This window comes from Cellulomonas rhizosphaerae, from assembly GCF_003470205.1.
In the GTDB taxonomy this organism is placed as follows: Bacteria; Actinomycetota; Actinomycetes; order Actinomycetales; family Cellulomonadaceae; genus Cellulomonas; species Cellulomonas rhizosphaerae.
In genome coordinates, this window is the sequence record NZ_QWKP01000203.1 from 1 (window position 1) to 18605 (window position 18605).

General features: G+C 69.4%; 17 protein-coding genes and 2 tRNA genes. 7 read left to right on the forward strand and 12 right to left on the reverse strand.

The window, feature by feature from the left end:
* On the forward strand, positions 1-536 hold a 536-nt coding region (locus D1825_RS11535), incomplete at its 5' end, for a cellulose binding domain-containing protein (RefSeq protein ID WP_199721573.1).
* A 59-nt stretch (positions 537-595) separates the two neighbouring features.
* On the opposite strand, the gene D1825_RS11540 is transcribed toward D1825_RS11535, so the two are convergent.
* The 12 genes from D1825_RS11540 to dnaA all read right to left on the reverse strand — a co-directional run bounded on the left by D1825_RS11540 (position 596) and on the right by dnaA (position 13599).
* On the reverse strand, positions 596-1108 hold the full coding sequence (locus D1825_RS11540; protein WP_233549853.1) for a DUF1990 family protein: 513 nt from the start codon (positions 1106-1108) through the stop codon (positions 596-598).
* A 144-nt stretch (positions 1109-1252) separates the two neighbouring features.
* Positions 1253-1328: transfer RNA gene (locus D1825_RS11545), tRNA-Ala, on the reverse strand.
* A 33-nt stretch (positions 1329-1361) separates the two neighbouring features.
* On the reverse strand, positions 1362-1493 hold the full coding sequence (locus D1825_RS18635; protein ID WP_370450066.1) for a DLW-39 family protein: 132 nt from the start codon (positions 1491-1493) through the stop codon (positions 1362-1364).
* Between the two features lie 12 nt (positions 1494-1505).
* A tRNA-Ile gene (locus D1825_RS11550) sits at positions 1506-1579 on the reverse strand.
* An 82-nt stretch (positions 1580-1661) separates the two neighbouring features.
* The gene (locus tag D1825_RS11555; RefSeq protein WP_118767576.1) at positions 1662-2711 is read right to left on the reverse strand and encodes a DUF3566 domain-containing protein; all 1050 of its coding nucleotides are present in this window, start codon (positions 2709-2711) and stop codon (positions 1662-1664) included.
* On the reverse strand, positions 2708-5284 hold the full coding sequence (gene gyrA, locus D1825_RS11560) for a DNA gyrase subunit A (RefSeq protein WP_118767577.1): 2577 nt from the start codon (positions 5282-5284) through the stop codon (positions 2708-2710). Before gyrA ends, D1825_RS11555 begins: the two co-directional genes overlap by 4 nt.
* A gap of 41 nt (positions 5285-5325) precedes the next feature.
* A complete protein-coding gene (gene gyrB / locus D1825_RS11565; RefSeq protein ID WP_118767578.1) occupies positions 5326-7338 on the reverse strand; it encodes a DNA topoisomerase (ATP-hydrolyzing) subunit B in 2013 nt (670 codons plus the stop codon).
* Positions 7339-7522: 184 nt separating this feature from the next.
* Positions 7523-8083: a DUF721 domain-containing protein gene (locus tag D1825_RS11570; RefSeq protein ID WP_233549854.1), complete on the reverse strand. Its 561-nt coding sequence runs from the start codon at positions 8081-8083 to the stop codon at positions 7523-7525.
* Positions 8073-9251: a DNA replication/repair protein RecF gene (gene recF, locus D1825_RS11575; RefSeq protein ID WP_118767579.1), complete on the reverse strand. Its 1179-nt coding sequence runs from the start codon at positions 9249-9251 to the stop codon at positions 8073-8075. Before recF ends, D1825_RS11570 begins: the two co-directional genes overlap by 11 nt.
* A 7-nt stretch (positions 9252-9258) precedes the next feature.
* Positions 9259-10206, reverse strand: a complete 948-nt coding sequence (gene gnd / locus D1825_RS11580; RefSeq protein WP_118767580.1) for a phosphogluconate dehydrogenase (NAD(+)-dependent, decarboxylating) — start codon at positions 10204-10206, stop codon at positions 9259-9261.
* 97 nt (positions 10207-10303) lie between these two features.
* Positions 10304-11434 carry a DNA polymerase III subunit beta gene (dnaN, locus tag D1825_RS11585; protein ID WP_118767581.1) on the reverse strand — a complete coding sequence of 377 codons (1131 nt, stop codon included), beginning with the start codon at positions 11432-11434 and terminating at the stop codon, positions 10304-10306.
* Between the two features lie 725 nt (positions 11435-12159).
* A complete protein-coding gene (dnaA, locus tag D1825_RS11590) occupies positions 12160-13599 on the reverse strand; it encodes a chromosomal replication initiator protein DnaA (RefSeq protein ID WP_118767582.1) in 1440 nt (479 codons plus the stop codon).
* Between the two features lie 492 nt (positions 13600-14091).
* Between dnaA and rpmH the strand changes: the two genes are divergently transcribed.
* The 6 genes from rpmH to rsmG all read left to right on the forward strand — a co-directional run bounded on the left by rpmH (position 14092) and on the right by rsmG (position 18276).
* Positions 14092-14229 (forward strand): 50S ribosomal protein L34, encoded by a 138-nt coding sequence (gene rpmH / locus D1825_RS11595; protein ID WP_010849920.1) that lies wholly within the window; start codon positions 14092-14094, stop codon positions 14227-14229.
* Between the two features lie 32 nt (positions 14230-14261).
* The gene (rnpA, locus tag D1825_RS11600) at positions 14262-14600 is read left to right on the forward strand and encodes a ribonuclease P protein component (protein ID WP_407643329.1); all 339 of its coding nucleotides are present in this window, start codon (positions 14262-14264) and stop codon (positions 14598-14600) included.
* A 35-nt stretch (positions 14601-14635) separates the two neighbouring features.
* Complete coding sequence (yidD, locus tag D1825_RS11605) at positions 14636-14896, forward strand: membrane protein insertion efficiency factor YidD (RefSeq protein ID WP_118767599.1); 261 nt, start codon at positions 14636-14638, stop codon at positions 14894-14896.
* A 23-nt stretch (positions 14897-14919) separates the two neighbouring features.
* Positions 14920-16008 carry a membrane protein insertase YidC gene (gene yidC, locus D1825_RS11610; protein WP_118767584.1) on the forward strand — a complete coding sequence of 363 codons (1089 nt, stop codon included), beginning with the start codon at positions 14920-14922 and terminating at the stop codon, positions 16006-16008.
* A 31-nt stretch (positions 16009-16039) separates the two neighbouring features.
* Complete coding sequence (locus D1825_RS11615; protein ID WP_118767585.1) at positions 16040-16549, forward strand: Jag family protein; 510 nt, start codon at positions 16040-16042, stop codon at positions 16547-16549.
* A 1049-nt stretch (positions 16550-17598) separates the two neighbouring features.
* A complete protein-coding gene (rsmG, locus tag D1825_RS11620; protein ID WP_118767600.1) occupies positions 17599-18276 on the forward strand; it encodes a 16S rRNA (guanine(527)-N(7))-methyltransferase RsmG in 678 nt (225 codons plus the stop codon).
* Positions 18277-18605: the final 329 nt, after the last annotated feature.

The following is an 18605-nucleotide window of genomic DNA, read 5'->3' on the forward strand; positions in this document are numbered from 1 at the left end:
CCGACACCGGTGGCAGCGGCCTGGCCGGCTACGACGTCCTGCGCGTCAACGGGACGACGACGACCCTCGTCGCCTCACCCACCGCCGCGACCACCACGCTCACCGGCCTCACCGCCGGCACCGCGTACACCTACGTCGTCCGCGCCAAGGACGCCGCCGGCAACGTCTCGGCCTCCAGCGCGGCGATCACCTTCACCACGCTCCCGGCCACGCCCACGGGCGGCTGCGCGGTAAAGTACTCCACCAACGACTGGAACGTCGGCTTCACCGGCACCGTCAAGATCACCAACACCGGCAGCTCGGTGATCAACGGGTGGAAGGTCGCGATCACGTTCCCGGCCGGCCAGGTGCTGCAGCAGGGCTGGAGCGCCACGTGGTCCCAGACGGGCGCGGTGCTCACGGGCGCCGACCTCGGCTGGAACGGCACCCTCACGCCGGGCGCGAGCACCGACGTCGGGTTCAACGCGTCGCACACGGGCACGAACACCCGCCCGACGAGCATCACGCTCAACGGGGTCGCCTGCGTCGTCAGCTGACCCCCACCGGACCTGGCCCCGGGTCGCCGCACTCCCTGTCAGGGTGTGGCGACCCGGGCTCAGCCGTCTGCGCGCAGGGCGCGCGCGTAGCGCCGCCGGTACCACCGCTGCGCGACGAGCAGGGCGGGGAACACCACGCGCCAGCGCCCGCGACCGGCCCGGGTCAGGGACCTCAGCGTCAGGAGGGCGGTCCCGTCGGGATCGCGGTGGACGACGAACGCCTCCTCGCCGCTGACGGGTTGCCCCGGCAGCGTGCCGTACGCGAACCCGCACCGGTCGGCGCTCTCGACGACCGCCACGACGCGCACCGGCTCGGTCACGACGACGGGCCCGACGATCGCGCGCAGCCGCTGGTCCGCGCCCTCGACGACGCGACCACCCGGCTCGACGCGGAAGCCGCTGCGCGTCTTGATGCCCCACACGAGGACCTCGGCTGAGGCCCACGCCCAGTGCTCCTCGCCGTGCCCCAGCACGAACGTGCGCGCGTAGGCCCGGTAGCCCGCGGGCGGGACCCAGTGCGTCGCGGCCGGGCCCGTGGCGCCGACCTCGGGATAGGTGGTCGGCTCGGGCACGGTCGGATCCTCCCACGAGGCTGTCCACAGCCCGCGAATGCCACAGCTCGCCCCGGTGGCTCCGTCCACATCCGTGGACATCGCCGTGGACTGCCGGGGCCGGACGACAAGAAGACCCCCGACCGGTCTGGTCGAGGGTCTCGATGGTGGAGCCAAGGGGACTCGAACCCCTAACCCCCTGCTTGCAAAGCAGGTGCGCTACCAATTGCGCCATGGCCCCGAGCTGCTCCCGCGGGCACGCGGCCCGGGTGGATCACTCGAAGGTGTCGGTGACCTCTGCCCACAGGTCCCGCTCGTCGCGGTCCTGGATGAACTTGGTGTACACGACGTATCCGGCGGCAGCCACGGCTGCCAGGAGCAGGATCTTCTTCAACGTGTCCCCCACGGGAGTCGGGAGTGGGCCTAACAGGACTTGAACCTGTGACCTCTTCCTTATCAGGGAAGCGCTCTAACCGTCTGAGCTATAGGCCCGAGTGCGCTGCGCGCCGGTCGAGACTACCCCAGCCGCCCGGCAGCGCCCAAACTGGCGGTGAACCAGGTCAGGAGACGCTCGTCACTCGTCGGTCATGGTGACGTGCACGCCGCCGACGAGCGCCGCCACGATGTTGTACAGGAACGCACCGATCGTCGACAGCGCCGTCAGCAGGAAGACGTCGATCACCGCGAGCAGCGTGGCCGCGGAGATGACCTTCTGGAACTCGACGTACTGCAAGATGTCGGGTCCGCCGGCCTCCTGGCCCGTCACCTGCGTGACGAGGTCGTCGACCTTGGTGAACACGTGCAGCTCGTTGAGCGTGAACCAGCCGACGGCCACGCCGACGACGAGCATGATGCCGATCGCGACCGAGAGCAGGAACGACAGCTTCATCACCGACCACGGGTCGAGCCGCGAGATCGCCAGGCGCACGCGCCGCGGACCCGAGCTCGACTGGACGGTGGGGATGCGGCCCGTGCTCGGGCGGGCGGCTGCTCCCGCGGGGTTCGCGCCGGCGACCGGGCGAGGGGCGCCCGCCGTGGCAGGCGGGGTCGCGACCGGGATGCTGGTCATGGGCGTGTCCTCGGGACGGGGCCGGGCGGCCGTGGTGATCGCGGCGGAGGTGGACGCCGCGACCTTCTTGAGCCAGGAGGTGGTCGAGTCGACCGCCACCATCAGGGGGGAGGGCTGGTCCTCGTCGGCGTCCAGCAGGGCCTCGTCGGCGCGAGGCTTCGGCTCGGCGACCTTCGCCTCGGCCGGCTTGCGTTCGGCGGGCTTGGGGTCGGCCGGCTTGGGGTCGGCCGGCTTGGCCTCGGACTCGACCGGCTTCGACACGACGGGCGGCTTCGACGACGACCTCACGGGCGGCTTGGCCCGCTCGGACGTGCTCGAGCCGTTCGACGACGCCTTGGTGACCGTCCGCGTCGTCTCGTCAGTCGCCGAGCTCGCGCTCGGTGCAGCCGACGAGGTGGTCGACCGTCCCGAGGTGGTCGGGGCACCAGCCTCGACGGGGGTGACGGTCCACGCGCTCGTCGGGTTCGCGCGCGACGACGTCGTCGACCGCCCGGAGGTGGTCGGCGGGGTGGGTCGCTGGCGAGGGGGGATCGACGGTGGCGTGGAGTCGGTCATGCATCCTCCGCAGACGGCTCGGCGTCGGTGGTCTCAGGTGCCGGATCTGTCCCGGCAGTGTCGACCACGGTACCTGCATCGTCGGACAGGTGTCGCTCAGTGTTGCGCGCCACGGCGATGATCCGGTCACCGTTGTCCGGCTTGGCGAAGATGACACCCTGCGTCGTGCGACCCGTCGCGTTGACCTCGGAGACCGCCGAGCGCACGATCTTGCCACGCTCCATGATCACCAGGACCTCGTCGTCGACGTCCACGACGAGGGCGCCCACGAGGTCGCCGTTCGCCTCAGGCAGGTTGGCCACCCGGACGCCGAGGATGCCGCGGCCCTTGACCGCGTAGTTGTCGATCGACAGCTCGGTGCGCTTCGCGATGCCGCCCTGCGTGACGGTGAACAGGAACGAGCCCTCGCGCACGACGTCTGCGGCCAGCAGCTCGTCGTCGCCGCGGAACCGCATGCCCGTGACGCCCGAGGTGGCGCGTCCCATCGGCCGCAGTGCCTCGTCGGACGCGGTGAACCGCACCGACTGGCCCTTGCGGGAGACGAGCACGAGGTCCTGGTCGGAGTCGACGAGTCGCGCCGAGACGAGCTCGTCGGCGCGGCCCTCGTCGTCCTCGCGCAGGTTGATCGCGATGACTCCGCCGGACCGGTTGGAGTCGTACTCCGCGAGGCGGGTCTTCTTGACCAGGCCGCGCTTGGTCGCCAGCACGAGGTGCTCGGCCTGCTCGTAGTCGCGGATGTCGAGGACCTGGGCGATTTTCTCGCCCGGCTGGAACGCGAGCAGGTTCGCGACGTGCTGCCCCTTGGCGTCGCGGCCACCCTCGGGCAGCTCGTACGCCTTGGCGCGGTAGACGCGGCCCAGGTTCGTGAAGAACAGCAGCCAGTGGTGCGTCGTGGTGACGAAGAAGTGGTCGACGAGGTCGTCCTCGCGCAGCTGCGCGCCCCTCACTCCCTTGCCGCCGCGGCGCTGGGCCCGGTAGTTGTCCGACCGCGTGCGCTTGGCGTAGCCGCCGCGCGTGATCGTGACGACCATCTCCTCCTCGGCGATGAGGTCCTCGATCGAGACCTCGCCGTCGAAGGGCAGGATCGTGGTGCGGCGGTCGTCGCCGTACTTGTCGACGATCTCCTCGAGCTCGGTCGAGACGATGTCCCGCTGCCGCTGCTCGGAGGCGAGGATCGCGTTGAGCTCGGTGATCTTCTCCTCGAGCTCGGCGTGGTCGCGCAGGATCTTGTCCCGCTCCAGGGCCGCGAGGCGGCGCAGCTGCAGCGCGAGGATCGCGTTGGCCTGGACGTCGTCGATGTCGAGCATCGCGATCAGGCCCGCACGAGCCTCGTCGACGTCGGGGGAGCGACGGATGAGCGCGATGACCTCGTCGAGCGCGTCGAGCGCCTTGAGGTAGCCGCGGAAGATGTGGATCGCTTCCTCGGCCTTGCGCAGGCGGAATCGCGTGCGGCGCTGGATGACCTCGAGCTGGTGCGCGGTCCAGTGCCGGACGAAAGCGTCGATCGACAGCGTGCGCGGCACACCGTCGACGAGCGCGAGCATGTTGGCGCCGAACGTGTCCTGCAGCTGCGTGTGCTTGTAGAGGTTGTTCAGCACGACCTTGGCCACGGCGTCGCGCTTGAGCACGATGACCAGGCGCTGGCCGGTGCGGCCCGAGGTCTCGTCGCGGATGTCGGCGATGCCGGTGACGCGGTTCTCGCGCACCAGGTCGGCGATCTTCTTGGCCAGCGTGTCCGGGTTGACCTGGTAAGGCAGCTCGGTCACGACCAGGCAGATCCGGCCCTGGATCTCCTCGACCTCGACGATCGCGCGCATCGTGATCGACCCGCGGCCCGTGCGGTACGCGTCCTCGATTCCGCGGTGGCCCAGGATGGTCGCGCCCGTCGGGAAGTCAGGGCCGGTGATCCTGGTCAGGAGCTCGGTGAGCAGCTCCTCGCTCGACGCCTCGGGGTGGGCCAGGTGCCACTGCACGCCGGCCGCGACCTCGCGCAGGTTGTGCGGCGGGATGTTGGTCGCCATGCCGACGGCGATGCCGGACGAGCCGTTGACCAGCAGGTTCGGGAAGCGCGAGGGCAGGACGACCGGCTCCTGCGTGCGGCCGTCGTAGTTGTCCTGGAAGTCGACGGTCTCCTCGTCGATGTCCCGGACCATCTCCATGGCCAGCGGCGCCATCTTGCACTCGGTGTACCGGGGCGCGGCGGCGGGGTCGTCGCCCGGGGAGCCGAAGTTGCCCTGGCCGGACACCAGCGGGTAGCGCATCGACCAGTCCTGGACCAGGCGGACGAGCGCGTCGTAGATGGCCGTGTCACCGTGCGGGTGGAACTTGCCCATGACGTCGCCGACGACGCGGCTGCACTTGGAGAACTGCCGGTCGGGCCGGTAGCCACCGTCATACATGGCGTAGAGCACGCGCTTGTGCACGGGCTTGAGGCCGTCGCGCACGTCGGGCAGGGCGCGTCCGACGATGACGGACATCGCGTAGTCGAGGTAGGACCGCTGCATCTCGAGCTGCAGGTCCACCTGGTCGATGCGGCCGTGCTCGATGCCGTCGGGGCCAGTCGTCTCAGTCACTAGGTTCCTTAGTTCGCTGCGGACTCAGGTCGTCGGCTTCCTCAGATGTCGAGGAAGCGCACGTCCTTCGCGTTCCGCTGGATGAACGAGCGGCGGGACTCGACGTCCTCGCCCATGAGCACCGAGAAGATCTCGTCGGCCGCGGCGGCCTCGTCGAGCGTGATCTGCAGGAGGGTGCGGTGCTCGGGCGACATCGTGGTCTCCCACAGCTCCTGGTAGTCCATCTCGCCCAGACCCTTGTAGCGCTGGATGCCGTTCTCCTTGGGCAGGCGCTTGCCGGCGGCCACCCCGTCCTTGAGGTAGGCGTCGCGCTCCCGGTCGGAGTAGACGTAGTCGTCGTGCGCGTTGCTCCACTTGATGCGGTACAGCGGGGGCTGCGCGAGGTACACGTGGCCGTGCGTGATGAGGTCCGGCATGTAGCGGAACAGCAGCGTGAGCAGCAGCGTCGTGATGTGCTGGCCGTCGACGTCGGCGTCCGCCATCAGGACGATCTTGTGATAGCGGAGCTTCGTGATGTCGAAGTCCTCGCCGATGCCGGTGCCGAACGCGGTGATCAGCGCCTGGACCTCCTGGTTGCCCAGTGCCTTGTCGAGGCGGGCGCGCTCGACGTTGAGGATCTTGCCTCGGATCGGCAGGATCGCCTGCGTCCGCGGGTTGCGGCCGCGCACGGCCGAACCACCGGCCGAGTCACCCTCGACGATGAACACCTCGCACTCGGCGGGGTTGTTCGACTGGCAGTCCTTGAGCTTGCCCGGCATGCCGCCCGACTCGAGCAGGCCCTTGCGCCGCGTGGCCTCGCGCGCCTTGCGGGCAGCCATGCGTGCCGCGGCAGCCTGGATCGACTTGCGGATGACGTCGCGCGACTCGTTCGGGTGCGAGTCCAGCCAGTCGCCGAGCTGGTCGTTGACCACCTTCTGCACGAACGTCTTGGCTACCGTGTTGCCGAGCTTGGTCTTGGTCTGGCCCTCGAACTGCGGCTCGCCCAGCTTGACCGAGATGACCGCGGTCAGTCCCTCGCGGATGTCGTCGCCCGTGAGGTTCTCGTCCTTCTCCTTGAGGATCCCCTTGTCCCGCGCGTAGCGGTTGATCAGGGACGTCATGGCCGCACGGAAGCCCTCCTCGTGCGTGCCGCCCTCGGTCGTGGAGATCGTGTTGGCGTAGGTGTGCACCGACTCCGAGTACGCGTTGGTCCACTGCAGGGCGATCTCGACCGAGATCCGCTGCGTGGTGTCCTCCGACTCGAACGCGATGACGTCGGGGTGCACGAGCTCGACCTTCTTGGCCGAGTTGAGGTGCTTGACGTAGTCGAGCAGGCCGTCGTCGTACTTGTAGGTGACGACGCGCGCGGTCGACTTCTCCTCGTCACCCGCGACCTCGTCCTCGGTGCCCACGTGCTCGGGACGCTCGTCGGTGAGCGTGATCTGCAGGCCCTTGTTGAGGAACGCCATCTGCTGGAAGCGGGCGCGCAGCGTCTCGAAGTCGTACTCGACGGTCTCGAAGATCGTGTCGTCGGCCCAGAACGTCTGCTGGGTGCCGGTCTCCTCGGTCTCCTCGCGCTGCTGGAGCCCTCCGACGGGCTTTCCGCCGTCCTCGAAGTCCATCTCCCAGACGGACCCGTCGCGCTTGACGATGGTCTCGACGCGCTTCGAGAGGGCGTTGACGACCGAGATGCCGACGCCGTGCAGGCCGCCCGAGACCGCGTAGCCCGCACCGCCGAACTTGCCACCCGCGTGCAGGATCGTCATGACGACCTCGACGGTCGGCTTGCCCTCGGTGGGGTGGATAGCGACGGGGATGCCGCGGCCGTTGTCGACGACGCGCACGCCTCCGTCGTCGAGGAGCGTGACCTCGATGTGGTCGCAGTAGCCGGCCAGGGCCTCGTCGACGGAGTTGTCGACGACCTCGTAGACGAGGTGGTGCAGGCCGCGCTCGCCGGTCGAGCCGATGTACATGCCCGGACGCTTGCGGACCGCTTCGAGACCCTCGAGAACGGTGATGGCGCTGGCGTCGTAACCGCCGTTGATGTCAGGCTTCGGGCTGCTCTGCTCTGCCACGGGCGGTGGTACTCCTCAAAGAGATCGCACGCCGTTCGAGCGCGCCGCCGAACCGGTGGGATGGCGGATCACTCCATGACGCTGGACTTCCGGGCACCAGGGCGCCAGGAATGACCTTGTCAGTCTACCTGGCGGAACGTGCTAGACCCCCCTGTTAGGGGCACTTGTGGACGGTCCGTTCACATCATCCGAACGTGTCCCGCTCACCGCGGCCCTTGACCCGCTTCGGACCCCTGCCGAAGCCCGGCCCACCGGGTCCCAGCACGACGATCTCGGCGACCGCGCCCTCACCCAGCTCCTCGGCGAAGTTGCGCAGCATGGCCGGCACGCTCCAGGTCAGGTTCGTGGCCCAGGCGGTCGACGAGGCACGCATCGTGAGGATGCCGCGCTCGAACGACACGTACGTCGCGTGCTCGGCGACCTGCTCGCCCAGGATCTGCCCCCAGCGCGCCTGCATCGTCCCGCCAGTGACCCCGGCGGCCCACCCGAACTGGCCGACGACGGCACCGAGCGTGGTCGACAACGTCAGGGGGTCGCGGCCGCCCGCGGCCGAGCCGCTCATCTGCGTCTCGAGCGGCCGGCGCGCGCGCACCGGGTCGCCTGGCCGGATCCCGCGCTTGGCCGCCGCGGCCCTCGCCCGGCTCAGCGCCGCAGCCGCGACCTGTCGTTCGGGGACGAGCTCGACGATGGTGCGCAGCGGGGCGCCCTCGGCGGGGCGCTCGGGCGGCAGTCCCTCAAAGGACACGGGCCACCTCGCCGCCCATCACGTCCACCCGCGCTCCGCTCAACGGCTCGGGGACGTCGCCCGCGACCGCTGCGGTGATCAAAACCTGGCGCGCGGGTGCGACGAGCTCGGCCAACCGCTCGCGGCGGCGGACGTCGAGCTCGGCGAACACGTCGTCGAGGATCAGGACGGGTTCACCGTCCGGCCCCCAGTCCGCGGCGTCGCCCCCGTCCGACAGCACGGTGTAGCTCGCGAGGCGCAGGGCGAGTGCGAACGACCACGACTCGCCGTGGCTCGCGTACCCCTTGGCGGGGAGGCCACCCAGGGTCAGGACCAGGTCGTCTCGGTGCGGTCCGACGAGGCACACGCCGCGGTCCAGCTCCTTGCCACGCAGCCGGCCCATGGCCTCGAGCAGCTGCGCCTCGACGAGCTCCACCGAGTCGCCCGTGGACCCCTCGATCTCGAGCGCGGCGTCCAACGACGCCTTGTAGGTCACGACCGCGGCACCCTGTCCCGAGCTGACCTGCTCGTACGCCCGCGCGACGTGCGGGGCGAGGGTCTCGACGAGCCGCCGACGCTCGACAACCAGCCGGGCGCCCACCTGCGCGAGCTTGGCGTCCCACACGTCCAGCGTCCGCAGGTCGGAACCGCCTCCGCGCCGGGCGGCCCCCGCAGACTTCAGCAGTGCGGACCGCTGCCGCAGCACCCGGTCGTAGTCCTGGGTGACCGACGCGATGCGGGGAGTGAGCTGCACGAGCAGGTCGTCGAGGAACCGGCGGCGCCCGTCGGGATCGCCCTTGACGAGGGCGAGGTCCTCCGGGGCGAACAGCACGGTGCGCAGGATGCCGAGCACGTCCCGCGCACGAACAGGGTTCCCGCCGTTGACCCGCGCGCGGTTCGCCTTGCCCGGCGTGACCTCGATCTCGACGAGGGTCGCGCGCGGGTTCCCGGCGTCGAGCTCGCGGATCACCCGCGCCCGGACCACCGCACGGCTCGTACCGGCGCGCACCATCGCCGCGTCGCTCGGCACCCGGTGGCTGCCGAGCGTCGCGGCGTACCCGATGGCCTCGACGAGGTTCGTCTTGCCCTGGCCGTTGGGGCCGACCAGCGCGGTGATGCCGGGATCGAGCGCGAGGTCGACCTGCGCGTAGGAGCGGAAGTCGGTGAGGTTGAGGTGCGCGACGTACATCGAGCGGTCAGGCGGACGGCGGCACGGCGGCCCCCGCCGCGGGCGTCGTGCTCGAGACGGGACCGGTGGTCCCGGCGGGCTTCACCGCGTGGCCGCCGAACTGCTGGCGCAGGGCCGCGACGGCCTTCATCGCCGGCGACTCGCCCTGGCGGCTCGCGAAGCGCGCGAACAGCGCCGCGGAGATGACCGGGGCCGGCACGGCCAGGTCGATCGCCTCGTCGACGGTCCAGCGACCCTCGCCCGAGTCCTCGACCCAGTCGTCGATAGCGCCCAGGCCCGGGTCCTGCTCGAGCGCGGCGACGAGCAGCTCGAGGAGCCAGGACCGCACGACGGTGCCGTTGGTCCACGCGCGCATCGTGCCGTGCACGTCGGTGACCAGGTCCTTCGCGGCGAGGAGCTCGTAGCCCTCGGCGTAGGCCTGCATGAGGCCGTACTCGATGCCGTTGTGCACCATCTTGGCGAAGTGGCCGGCGCCGACGGCACCGGCGTGCACGAAGCCGTTCTCGCGCGGACCCTCGGGGCGCAGGGCGTCGAACACGGGAAGGACCTTCTCGACCAGGTCCGCCTCGCCGCCAACCATGAGGCCGTAGCCGTTCTTCAGACCCCACACACCGCCCGAGACTCCGGCATCCAGGAAGCCGATGCCCTTCGCGGTCAGCAGGTCCGCGTGCGGCTGGTCGTCCTGGTAGTACGAGTTTCCGCCGTCGATGACGACGTCGCCCGGGGACAGCAGGTCGGCGAGCTCGTGGATCACGCCGTCGGTGATGTCACCCGAGGGGACCATGACCCACACGACGCGCTCGCCCTCCGGGAGCTTGCTCACCAGGTCGGCGAGGCTCGCGGAGTCGCTCACGTCCTGGTTCCGGTCGTACCCGGTGACCTCGATGCCGGCCGCACGGATGCGCTCGCGCATGTTGGCGCCCATCTTGCCCAGACCGACCAGACCGATGTGCATCCCGTTGCCTCTTCCGTTCCGTGTGCGCCGGTGCGGCGCATCTGCAGGACCCACTGTGCTCCTGAGCGGGCGCGTGTGCACCCGCGTCGCGGAACGATCAGCTCGCGAAGCGGATCGGCACCAGCAGGTACCGGTAGTTCTTCTCGTCGTCGCCCTCGAGCGACCCCTGGCCCGTGAACTCCACGGGCTTGTTCGGGTGCGTGAACGACAGGCGCACGAACGGGGTGTCGAGCGCGCCGAGCCCGTCGAGCAGGAACTGCGGGTTGAACGCGACCGAGATCTCGTCGCCGACGAGGGTGGACTCGAGCGCTTCCGAGGCCTGGGCGTCGTCGCCCTGGCCCGCGTCGAGCACGACCTGGCCCTCGGTGAACGACAGGCGGATCGGGGTGTTCCGCTCGGCGACGAGCGCCACACGCTTGGCCGCGTCGGCCAGCTGCTGCGTCCCGACGACGGCGTGGATGGGGGTCTCGTCCGGGAAGAGCCGGCGCACGGCCGGGTAGTCCCCGTCGACGAGCAGGCTCGTGGTGTGCCGGCCGGCCGCCTCGAAGCCGATGAGGTCGACGCCGCCGCCCGTGGAGAGAGCGACCGTCACCTCACCGGCACCACCGAGCGACTTCGCGGCGTCCGACAGCGTGCGAGCGCGCACGAGGGCGACCGTCGAGATGTCCGGGCTCGTGGGCTTCCACGTGAGCTCGCGCAGCGCGAGGCGGTAGCGGTCGGTCGCCAGCAGCGTGACCTTCTCGCCCTCGATCTCGACGCGGACGCCGGTCAGCAGGGGGAGCGTGTCGTCCCGGCTCGCGGCGACCGACACCTGCGCGACGGCGTGCGTGAGCTCCTCACCGTCGACCGTGCCGCTCACCGGAGGCATCGCGGGCAGGTTCGGGTAGTCCTCGACGGGCATCGTCAGCAAGGTGAATCGGCTCGCACCACACGTCACGACGACCTTGGTGCCCTCGAGCACCACGTCGACCGGCTTCGCGGGCAGCGCACGGGAGATCTCGGCGAGCAGGCGGCCGGAGACGAGCACCGTGCCGGACTCGCTGACGTCCGCGGGGATCTGCGAGCGCGCCGAGACCTCGTAGTCGAAGCTCGAGAGCTGGATGGAGCCGGTCGCGTCCGCCTCGATGCGCACGCCGGCGAGCACAGGAACCGGCGGACGTGTCGGCAGGCTGCGAGCCGTCCACGTGACGGCGTCTGCAAGAACGTCACGTTCGACCCGGAACCTCATCGACTCACCTCTCGTCATGCACATGTGTCGTGCAGCTGGCCGGAGCCGCTCGTCGGCACCGACCCGTTGTCCTTGTGACGTCGCCCTGCACTCGTCCCGAGGGACGTGGAGTGAGAATCACACGGATGTGGCCAGGCGACGTCAAGCGAACACTACGCGAGTGCTCCGACAGCCGGTACAGCCGGAGGGACGAATGTCCTCCGGTCGTCGGGGCTCGTCCTTTTTCGTTCGCTCGCCGGCCTAGCGGCGGTGTGTGGATCAAGGACAGGAGAGAAGTGTCGTCGTCGTCATCGGTGGTGTGGAAACTGTGGACGAGCGCTTCCCGTGCAGGTCACGAAACGTTTCGCGTGTGGACACGGCGTGTGTCTCGATTCGGACGTCCGGTGGACGAGCGTGGATGGCTGTCCGGGCGTCGTCGACCGTCCACCGGCATGACGTGTCGTGTCCACACCGAATCGGACGTCATCCACCGTCATCCACAGGCCTGTGCACAGGTGTGAACATTCGTCCCATGGTTCTTTCAGGTTGGGGATGAATGTTCGCCAGGCGGGATGTGAACGTGGACATCGCGGGGTCCCCGCGAGGCACATCCGTGGGCGATTTGTCACATCTCGTGTAGATGCGCAGGTCAGCGCGCTGCTCGGGGAGTGGCGCGGCCGAATGGGTGACAAGTTTCACAGCATCCCCAGGTTGCACTGCAGGGGTGTGGATAAACGTGGGGAAAGTCAGCCCCGGCTCTGCTGCTTGATGCGGTTCGTGAGCTCGGTCACCTGGTTGTAGATCGACCGGCGCTCGGCCATGAGCTCGCGGATCTTGCGGTTCGCGTGCATGACCGTGGTGTGGTCGCGGCCGCCGAACGCCTGCCCGATCTTGGGGAGGGAGAGGTCGGTGAGCTCACGGCACAGGTACATCGCGATCTGGCGCGCGGTCACGAGCACGCGGGACCGGCTGGAGCCGCACAGGTCGTCGATCGAGAGGCCGAAGTACGCCGCCGTCTGACCGATGATCTGCGTCGCGGTGATCTCGGCGGTCTCGTCATCGGTGATGAGGTCCTTGAGGACGATCTCCGCCAGCGACAGGTCGACCTGCTGCCGGTTGAGGTTCGCGAACGCGGTGACCCGGATGAGGGCGCCCTCGAGCTCGCGGATGTTCGTCGAGATCTTGGAGGCGATGTACTCCAGGACGTCCGGCGGCGCCTCGAGCCGCTCGCTGGCCGCCTTCTTGCGCAGGATCGCGATGCGGGTCTCGAGGTCCGGCGGCTGGACGTCGGTTATGAGGCCCCACTCGAAGCGGGACCGCATCCGGTCCTCGAAGCCGTTCAGCTGCTTGGGCGGCAGGTCGGAGGTGATCACGACCTGCTTGTTCGCGTTGTGGAGCGTGTTGAAGGTGTGGAAGAACTCCTCCATCGTCTGTTCCTTGCCCTGCAGGAACTGGATGTCGTCGATGAGGAGCACGTCGACCTCGCGGTAGCGGCGCTGGAAGGCACCGGCCTTGCCCTCGGAGATCGAGTTGATGAAGTCGTTGGTGAACTCCTCCGAGTTCACGTACCGCACGCGCACGCTCGGGTAGAGGTTCTGGGCGTAGTGCCCGATCGCGTGCAGGAGGTGCGTCTTGCCCAGGCCCGAGTCGCCGTAGATGAAGAGCGGGTTGTAGGCCTTGGCCGGCGCCTCGGCCACGGCGACAGCGGCGGCGTGGGCGAACCGGTTGGACGAGCCGATGACGAAGGTCTCGAACAGGTACTTCGGGTTGAGCCTCGCGGGCTCTGCCTGCTGACGACGTCCGCCGCCCGTGCTGGCGCGGTCGCTCACGGCCGGCGGCTTTGGGGGTTCGCGCGTCTCCTCGACGTCGACCTCGGGTTGCGCGGGCTGGACGGTACGGAGCGTCGGCGGGGCGTCGTCGGCCAGGTCGGGGTCGACCGTGATCGCGAACCGGGCGTCGCGGCCGAGCGCGGTGCTGAGCGCGTCGGTGACCTCGGGACGCACGCGGGACTCGAGGTAGTCCTTGGTCAGGTCGTTGCCGACCGCGAGGAGCAGAGTGCCGTCGAGCAGACCGAGCGGCTTGGCCAGTCGGACGAACGCCAGCTGTCGCGGCGTGATGTCGGGGCTGGCCTCGAGGGTCGTCACGACGTGTCCCCAGACCCGGGTCAGCTCTTCGTCCTGCGGCACGTCCTACCTCGGGTTGTCTTGATCGCGTGGAGCGACGAGTCTCGCACGCCTCAGGTTGTCCACACAGTTGTCCACACCTGTGAGCGGAGCGGAGAAGGGCTGCGTGGCCGACGAGAATGCGTGCCGGGGCTGGTCTGCGTGCACTGCTCGACACGCTTCGGCGCGCGACGATCCACAGCTGTGGGCGGCGAGCGGCGTGGCACGATGCTAGTGCGGGCCCCCGGTCCGCGGGAGGGTCCGAGCGGGTGAGGTCGGCCTCGATCGGGCGTGTCGTTCCCGCCCGATGTGACCGAGGTCCCGTACTGTCCGGCGGCTCGGCATTTGACCGCCTGTGGACGGCGGCGTACCGTGGTGAAGCCTTCCGATGGCTCCTTCCGGCGCGCCCAGACGCCAACATGTACTCGTACGTGCTCGTGGAGTGGTCGAACTCGGCAGTCAGACCTGGTCGCGCGCACACGCGCGGCATCCCGATGGAGCAGTAGGAGATACCTCGTGAGCAAGCGCACGTTCCAGCCGAACAACCGGCGCCGCGCCAAGACGCACGGCTTCCGTCTGCGTATGCGCACCCGCGCTGGTCGCGCGATCCTCGCCGCGCGTCGCCGTAAGGGCCGCGCGGAGCTCTCGGCCTGACACCAGCGTCGGTGCTGCCTGCTGCGCACCGGATGCGCCGTCCTGCCGATTTTGAGCAGGCGGTGCGCCGCGGTGCGCGCGGCGGACGCGACACGGTGGTGGTGCACCTGACGCAACGGACCGACCCCGGGCCTGGCCCGGTGGTCGGTTTCGTCGTGTCCAAGGGCGTCGGCAACGCCGTGACGCGGAACCTGGTCAAGCGCCGGCTGCGCGCGCTGGTGCACGTCCGGCTGTCCGGGGTGCCGTCGTCGGCGTCGCTGGTCGTCCGCGCACTGCCCGCATCGGCGACCGCGTCGTACTCGTCGCTGGAGCAGGACCTGGACGGGGCCCTGGCCACGGCCCAGCGCCGCCTGGCACGGAGCGCGAGCTAGTGGGCGCGCTCCGGTTCGTCTTGCGCCTACCGGCCATGGCGCTGCTGCTCCTGCTGCGCGGCTACCAGCGGTTCATCTCCCCGATGCGGCCGCCGACCTGCCGGTTCTACCCGTCGTGCTCGCAGTACGCGGTGATCGCCGTCCGGCGTCACGGCGCTGCGTACGGCACCTGGCTCGCGGCCCGCCGCCTGCTGCGGTGCCACCCCTGGAACCTCGGGGGGATCGACGACGTTCCACCTGCGCGTGCAGGACACCACGCGCACCACTCTGCTTCTGTGGCTCAGCCCACGCACTGACACCCGACTGAGGAGCTTTGCTCATGGGCTGGTTCGATAGCCTGCTTCACCCGATCATGGTCGTCGTCGCCTGGATCATGGTCATGTGGCACAAGGTCTGGACCGGGGTCGGCCTCGACCCCGACGGCGGCCTGGCCTGGACGCTTTCCATCGTCGGCCTCGTGATCGTCATCCGGATCCTGCTGATCCCGCTCTTCTTCAAGCAGATCAAGGCGTCGCGCGGCATGCAGCTGCTCGCGCCGGAGATGAAGGCGATCCAGAAGAAGTACAAGGGGAAGACCGACCCCGCGTCCCGTGAGGCGATGAGCCGCGAGACGATGGCGCTCTACCGCAAGCACGGGACGAACCCGTTCGCGTCGTGCCTGCCGATCCTGCTCCAGTCGCCGATCTTCTTCGCCCTGTTCCGGGTGCTGAACTCGCTGCCGGCCATCGCTGATGGTGTGTACCGCGGCGATCAGGACCATATCGGCCCGATGACGCAGCAGCTCGCGAGCTCCGCGGAGAACGCCACCATCTGGGGCGCGAAGCTGTCGGACTCGTTCATGCGCGCGGACGGCAACGTGCACGTGCAGATCGTCAGTGCGCTGCTGATCCTCACGATGTCGGCGACGACGTTCCTCACGCAGCGCCAGCTGACCATGAAGAACATGCCCCCCTCCGCGCTCGAGGGCCCCATGGCGCAGCAGCAGAAGGTGCTGCTGTATGTCCTGCCGCTAATCTTCGCGTTCTCGGGCGTCAACTTCCCGATCGGTGTCCTCATCTACTGGACCACGACGAACCTGTGGTCGATGGGCCAGCAGTTCTACACGATCCGGCGGATGCCGGCTCCCGGCTCGGCCGCCGAGCAGGCAGCTCTGGAGCGCAAGGCACGTAAGGCCGCACACCGCGGCGGGGGTGCCCTCGAGGAGGCCGCACCCGTGGCCGTCATCGACGAGAAGCCGCGCGGCCAGCGCGTCCAGCCCAAGCGCAAGGACCGCGCCAAGCCGGCACCGCTCGCCGAGCCCACCACACCTGCCGTCGTTCCCGACCCGCCCGCGGACAGCACGCCGCCGGCGCCAAAGAACAGCACGGGGAAGTCCACACCCAAGCCCAAGCCGAAGCCGAAGAAGTAGAGCGCTCAGCGCTCGTTGATCGGAGACCACCATGACGTCATCCCTGCCCGACGCACCTGCAGAGCCGACGACCTCGCGCCTCGAAGAAGAGGGTGAGATCGCGGCGGACTACCTCGAGGAGCTCCTCGACATCGCGGACCTCGACGGTGACATCGACATCGACATCGACCACGGCCGCGCCGCGCTCGAGATCCTGTCGGAGGACCCGAAGGACACCTCGCTGCGCCGGCTCGCCGGTCGCGACGGCGAGGTCGTCGACGCACTCCAGGAGCTCACGCGCCTGGCCGTGCAGACCAAGACGGGCGAGCGCAGCCGCCTGATGCTCGATGTTGCCGGCTACCGCGCCGGTCGCCGGGCGGAGCTCGTGACCGTGGCAGAGGAGGCGATCGGCCGCGTGCGCGAGTCCGGCGTCTCGGTCGCACTGGCGGCGATGAACCCGTTCGAGCGCAAGGTCGTGCACGACACCGTTGCTGCCGCTGGTCTGACCAGCGACTCCGACGGCGTCGAGCCCAACCGGCACGTGGTCATTCGCCCGTCCTGACCTCGGATCGAAGCGGGGCGGTGAGCTACGGCTCGCCGCCCCGCTTTTGTTTGCCCGCTTCCTTGCTTAGGACACGGGTCTCGCTCTGGGCCCGACTTGATCGACGTTTCACGTGAAACGGCGAGGAGGGTGACTGGCGGTCCGTACGACTTGAGGACCGTTGGAGGGGGCGTGGGTAGCACGACAGTGGGCGGCGGGCCGGCGGGCCACGAGCTGCACGCGGTGGCTTCCCTCGATCAGGCACCGCTGGGGCGCGCTCCGTTTCACGTGAAACATGGAGGCCCCGCACTGGGTGGCGGAGTCCTTGTCATGGGCGCCGCCGGTGGTTCGTCCCTGCGTGCTCGGTTCGCTCTCGGTGGGACCGAATTGACTCCCCGGCGCTTGGGTCTGCTGCTCGGCGTTGGGTGCGGCTCGTGCGCTGGGTCGGTGCTAGACGTCGGGACACGTCCGTTCACCTGGTTCGGTCCTGGGCAGCGGTTCTGCGGGGTGGCCTGTCTGTGGAGGAGAGCCGTTTCACGTGAAACACGGAGGCGGCCGCCACCCGTACGTCGCAGGTTGTCCATCGAACTCGCCTGAGTCGCCTGGCCCAATAGGCACATCACTCCTGCCGCGGACACGGGACGACGTCCGATGGGGGCTCACTCGCGAGCGATGCGGGCACGAGCGTCTTGCTGCGCTGGGCCGTGCGCACACATTCTCGAGGAGCGTCGGGCAGCAGCCGTTCGGTAGGCAGGCGGCCAGCTCGGCGAGGTGCAACGGTCGAGGCGGTGACTGCGGCGTCATCGGTGAGGCCTGGGCTCCCGGGCGGATAGCGTCACCACCCTGCCAGGGGTGTGGGTCTCGATCTGCCTGGCAGGCGTCCCTCTTTCTTACGTCGGACGCCCGGGCTACTAGGACGAGATCGATTGCTCCCAGGACGGGTTGTGGATCGCCGGGGTGGCGTCGGCTCCGCGCGATACGGTAGGGCGTTCGCGCGGGCCGGGACCGGTCACCTCAGACCTGGGGAAGCCCCGACGCGTCGTTTCACGTGAAACAGGGAGTGTGTGCTCGTGGCAGAGAACGGCAACGTCGAGCCGGTCGAAGTCGATCCCCTCGATGGTGATCCGCGACTGCCCGCGTACTTCGGGCAGGCATGGCCGGCTGTCAGTGGCTTCCGGGACATGCTCGTCAGCGACGGCGTTCTCCGCGGGCTCATCGGCCCGCGCGAGGTGGGCCGACTCTGGGAGCGGCATCTCCTGAACTCGGCCGCCGTGACGCAGTACCTGCCGACATCGGGGCGGGTCATCGATCTCGGCAGCGGGGCCGGGCTTCCCGGTGTGGTCGTCGCCGCCATGCTGCCGGAGGTCGAGGTGGTGCTTCTCGAACCCATGGAGCGTCGGACCGAGTGGTTGAGCGAGGTGGCGGAGCGCCTCGAGCTCGCAAACATCGTGGTGCGTCGCGGTCGTGCGCAGGACGTGCAGGGCGACTTGACCGCCGAGGCGGTGACGTCGCGCGCCGTGGCTTCCCTCGACAAGCTGTACCGGTGGGCGCTGCCGCTCCTGGGGCGCGGCGGCACACTGTTCGCGTTGAAGGGCGAGAGAGCTCAGGACGAGGTCGACGCCGCTCGTGAGGTCGGCGCACGGCTCGGTGCCGGCCCTGCCGAGGTCCTGCGTGCCGCGACGCTCGACGGCGTCGAGATCACTCGTGTGGTGCGCGTGGTCCGAGAGGACGTCCGGCGTGTTCGGTAGGAAGAAGCGCGGAGCGTCCGATCAGATCACGACGCCCCAGGGCGATCAGAGCGCGCCTGCGTCGGTCCGGGTGGACTCGCCCGAGGTTACACACGCGGGACAAGCCACACCGGGAGCCCCAGCCACCCGGGTGGTAGGTGGCCGGGACGAGCTTCTAGCAACCGGCGCGCTCCCGGGTGCGCAGGAATTCAACGAGTCGCCGGTGCCTGCTGGCACGCTGGGTACCGACGTCACTCAGGGACCCGTTGGTGAGCGAGAGATTCCGGACGCACAGGTTCAGGGAGACGCTCAGGGGACCGACGTGACGCAGGGGCCCCTGGGCGCGAACG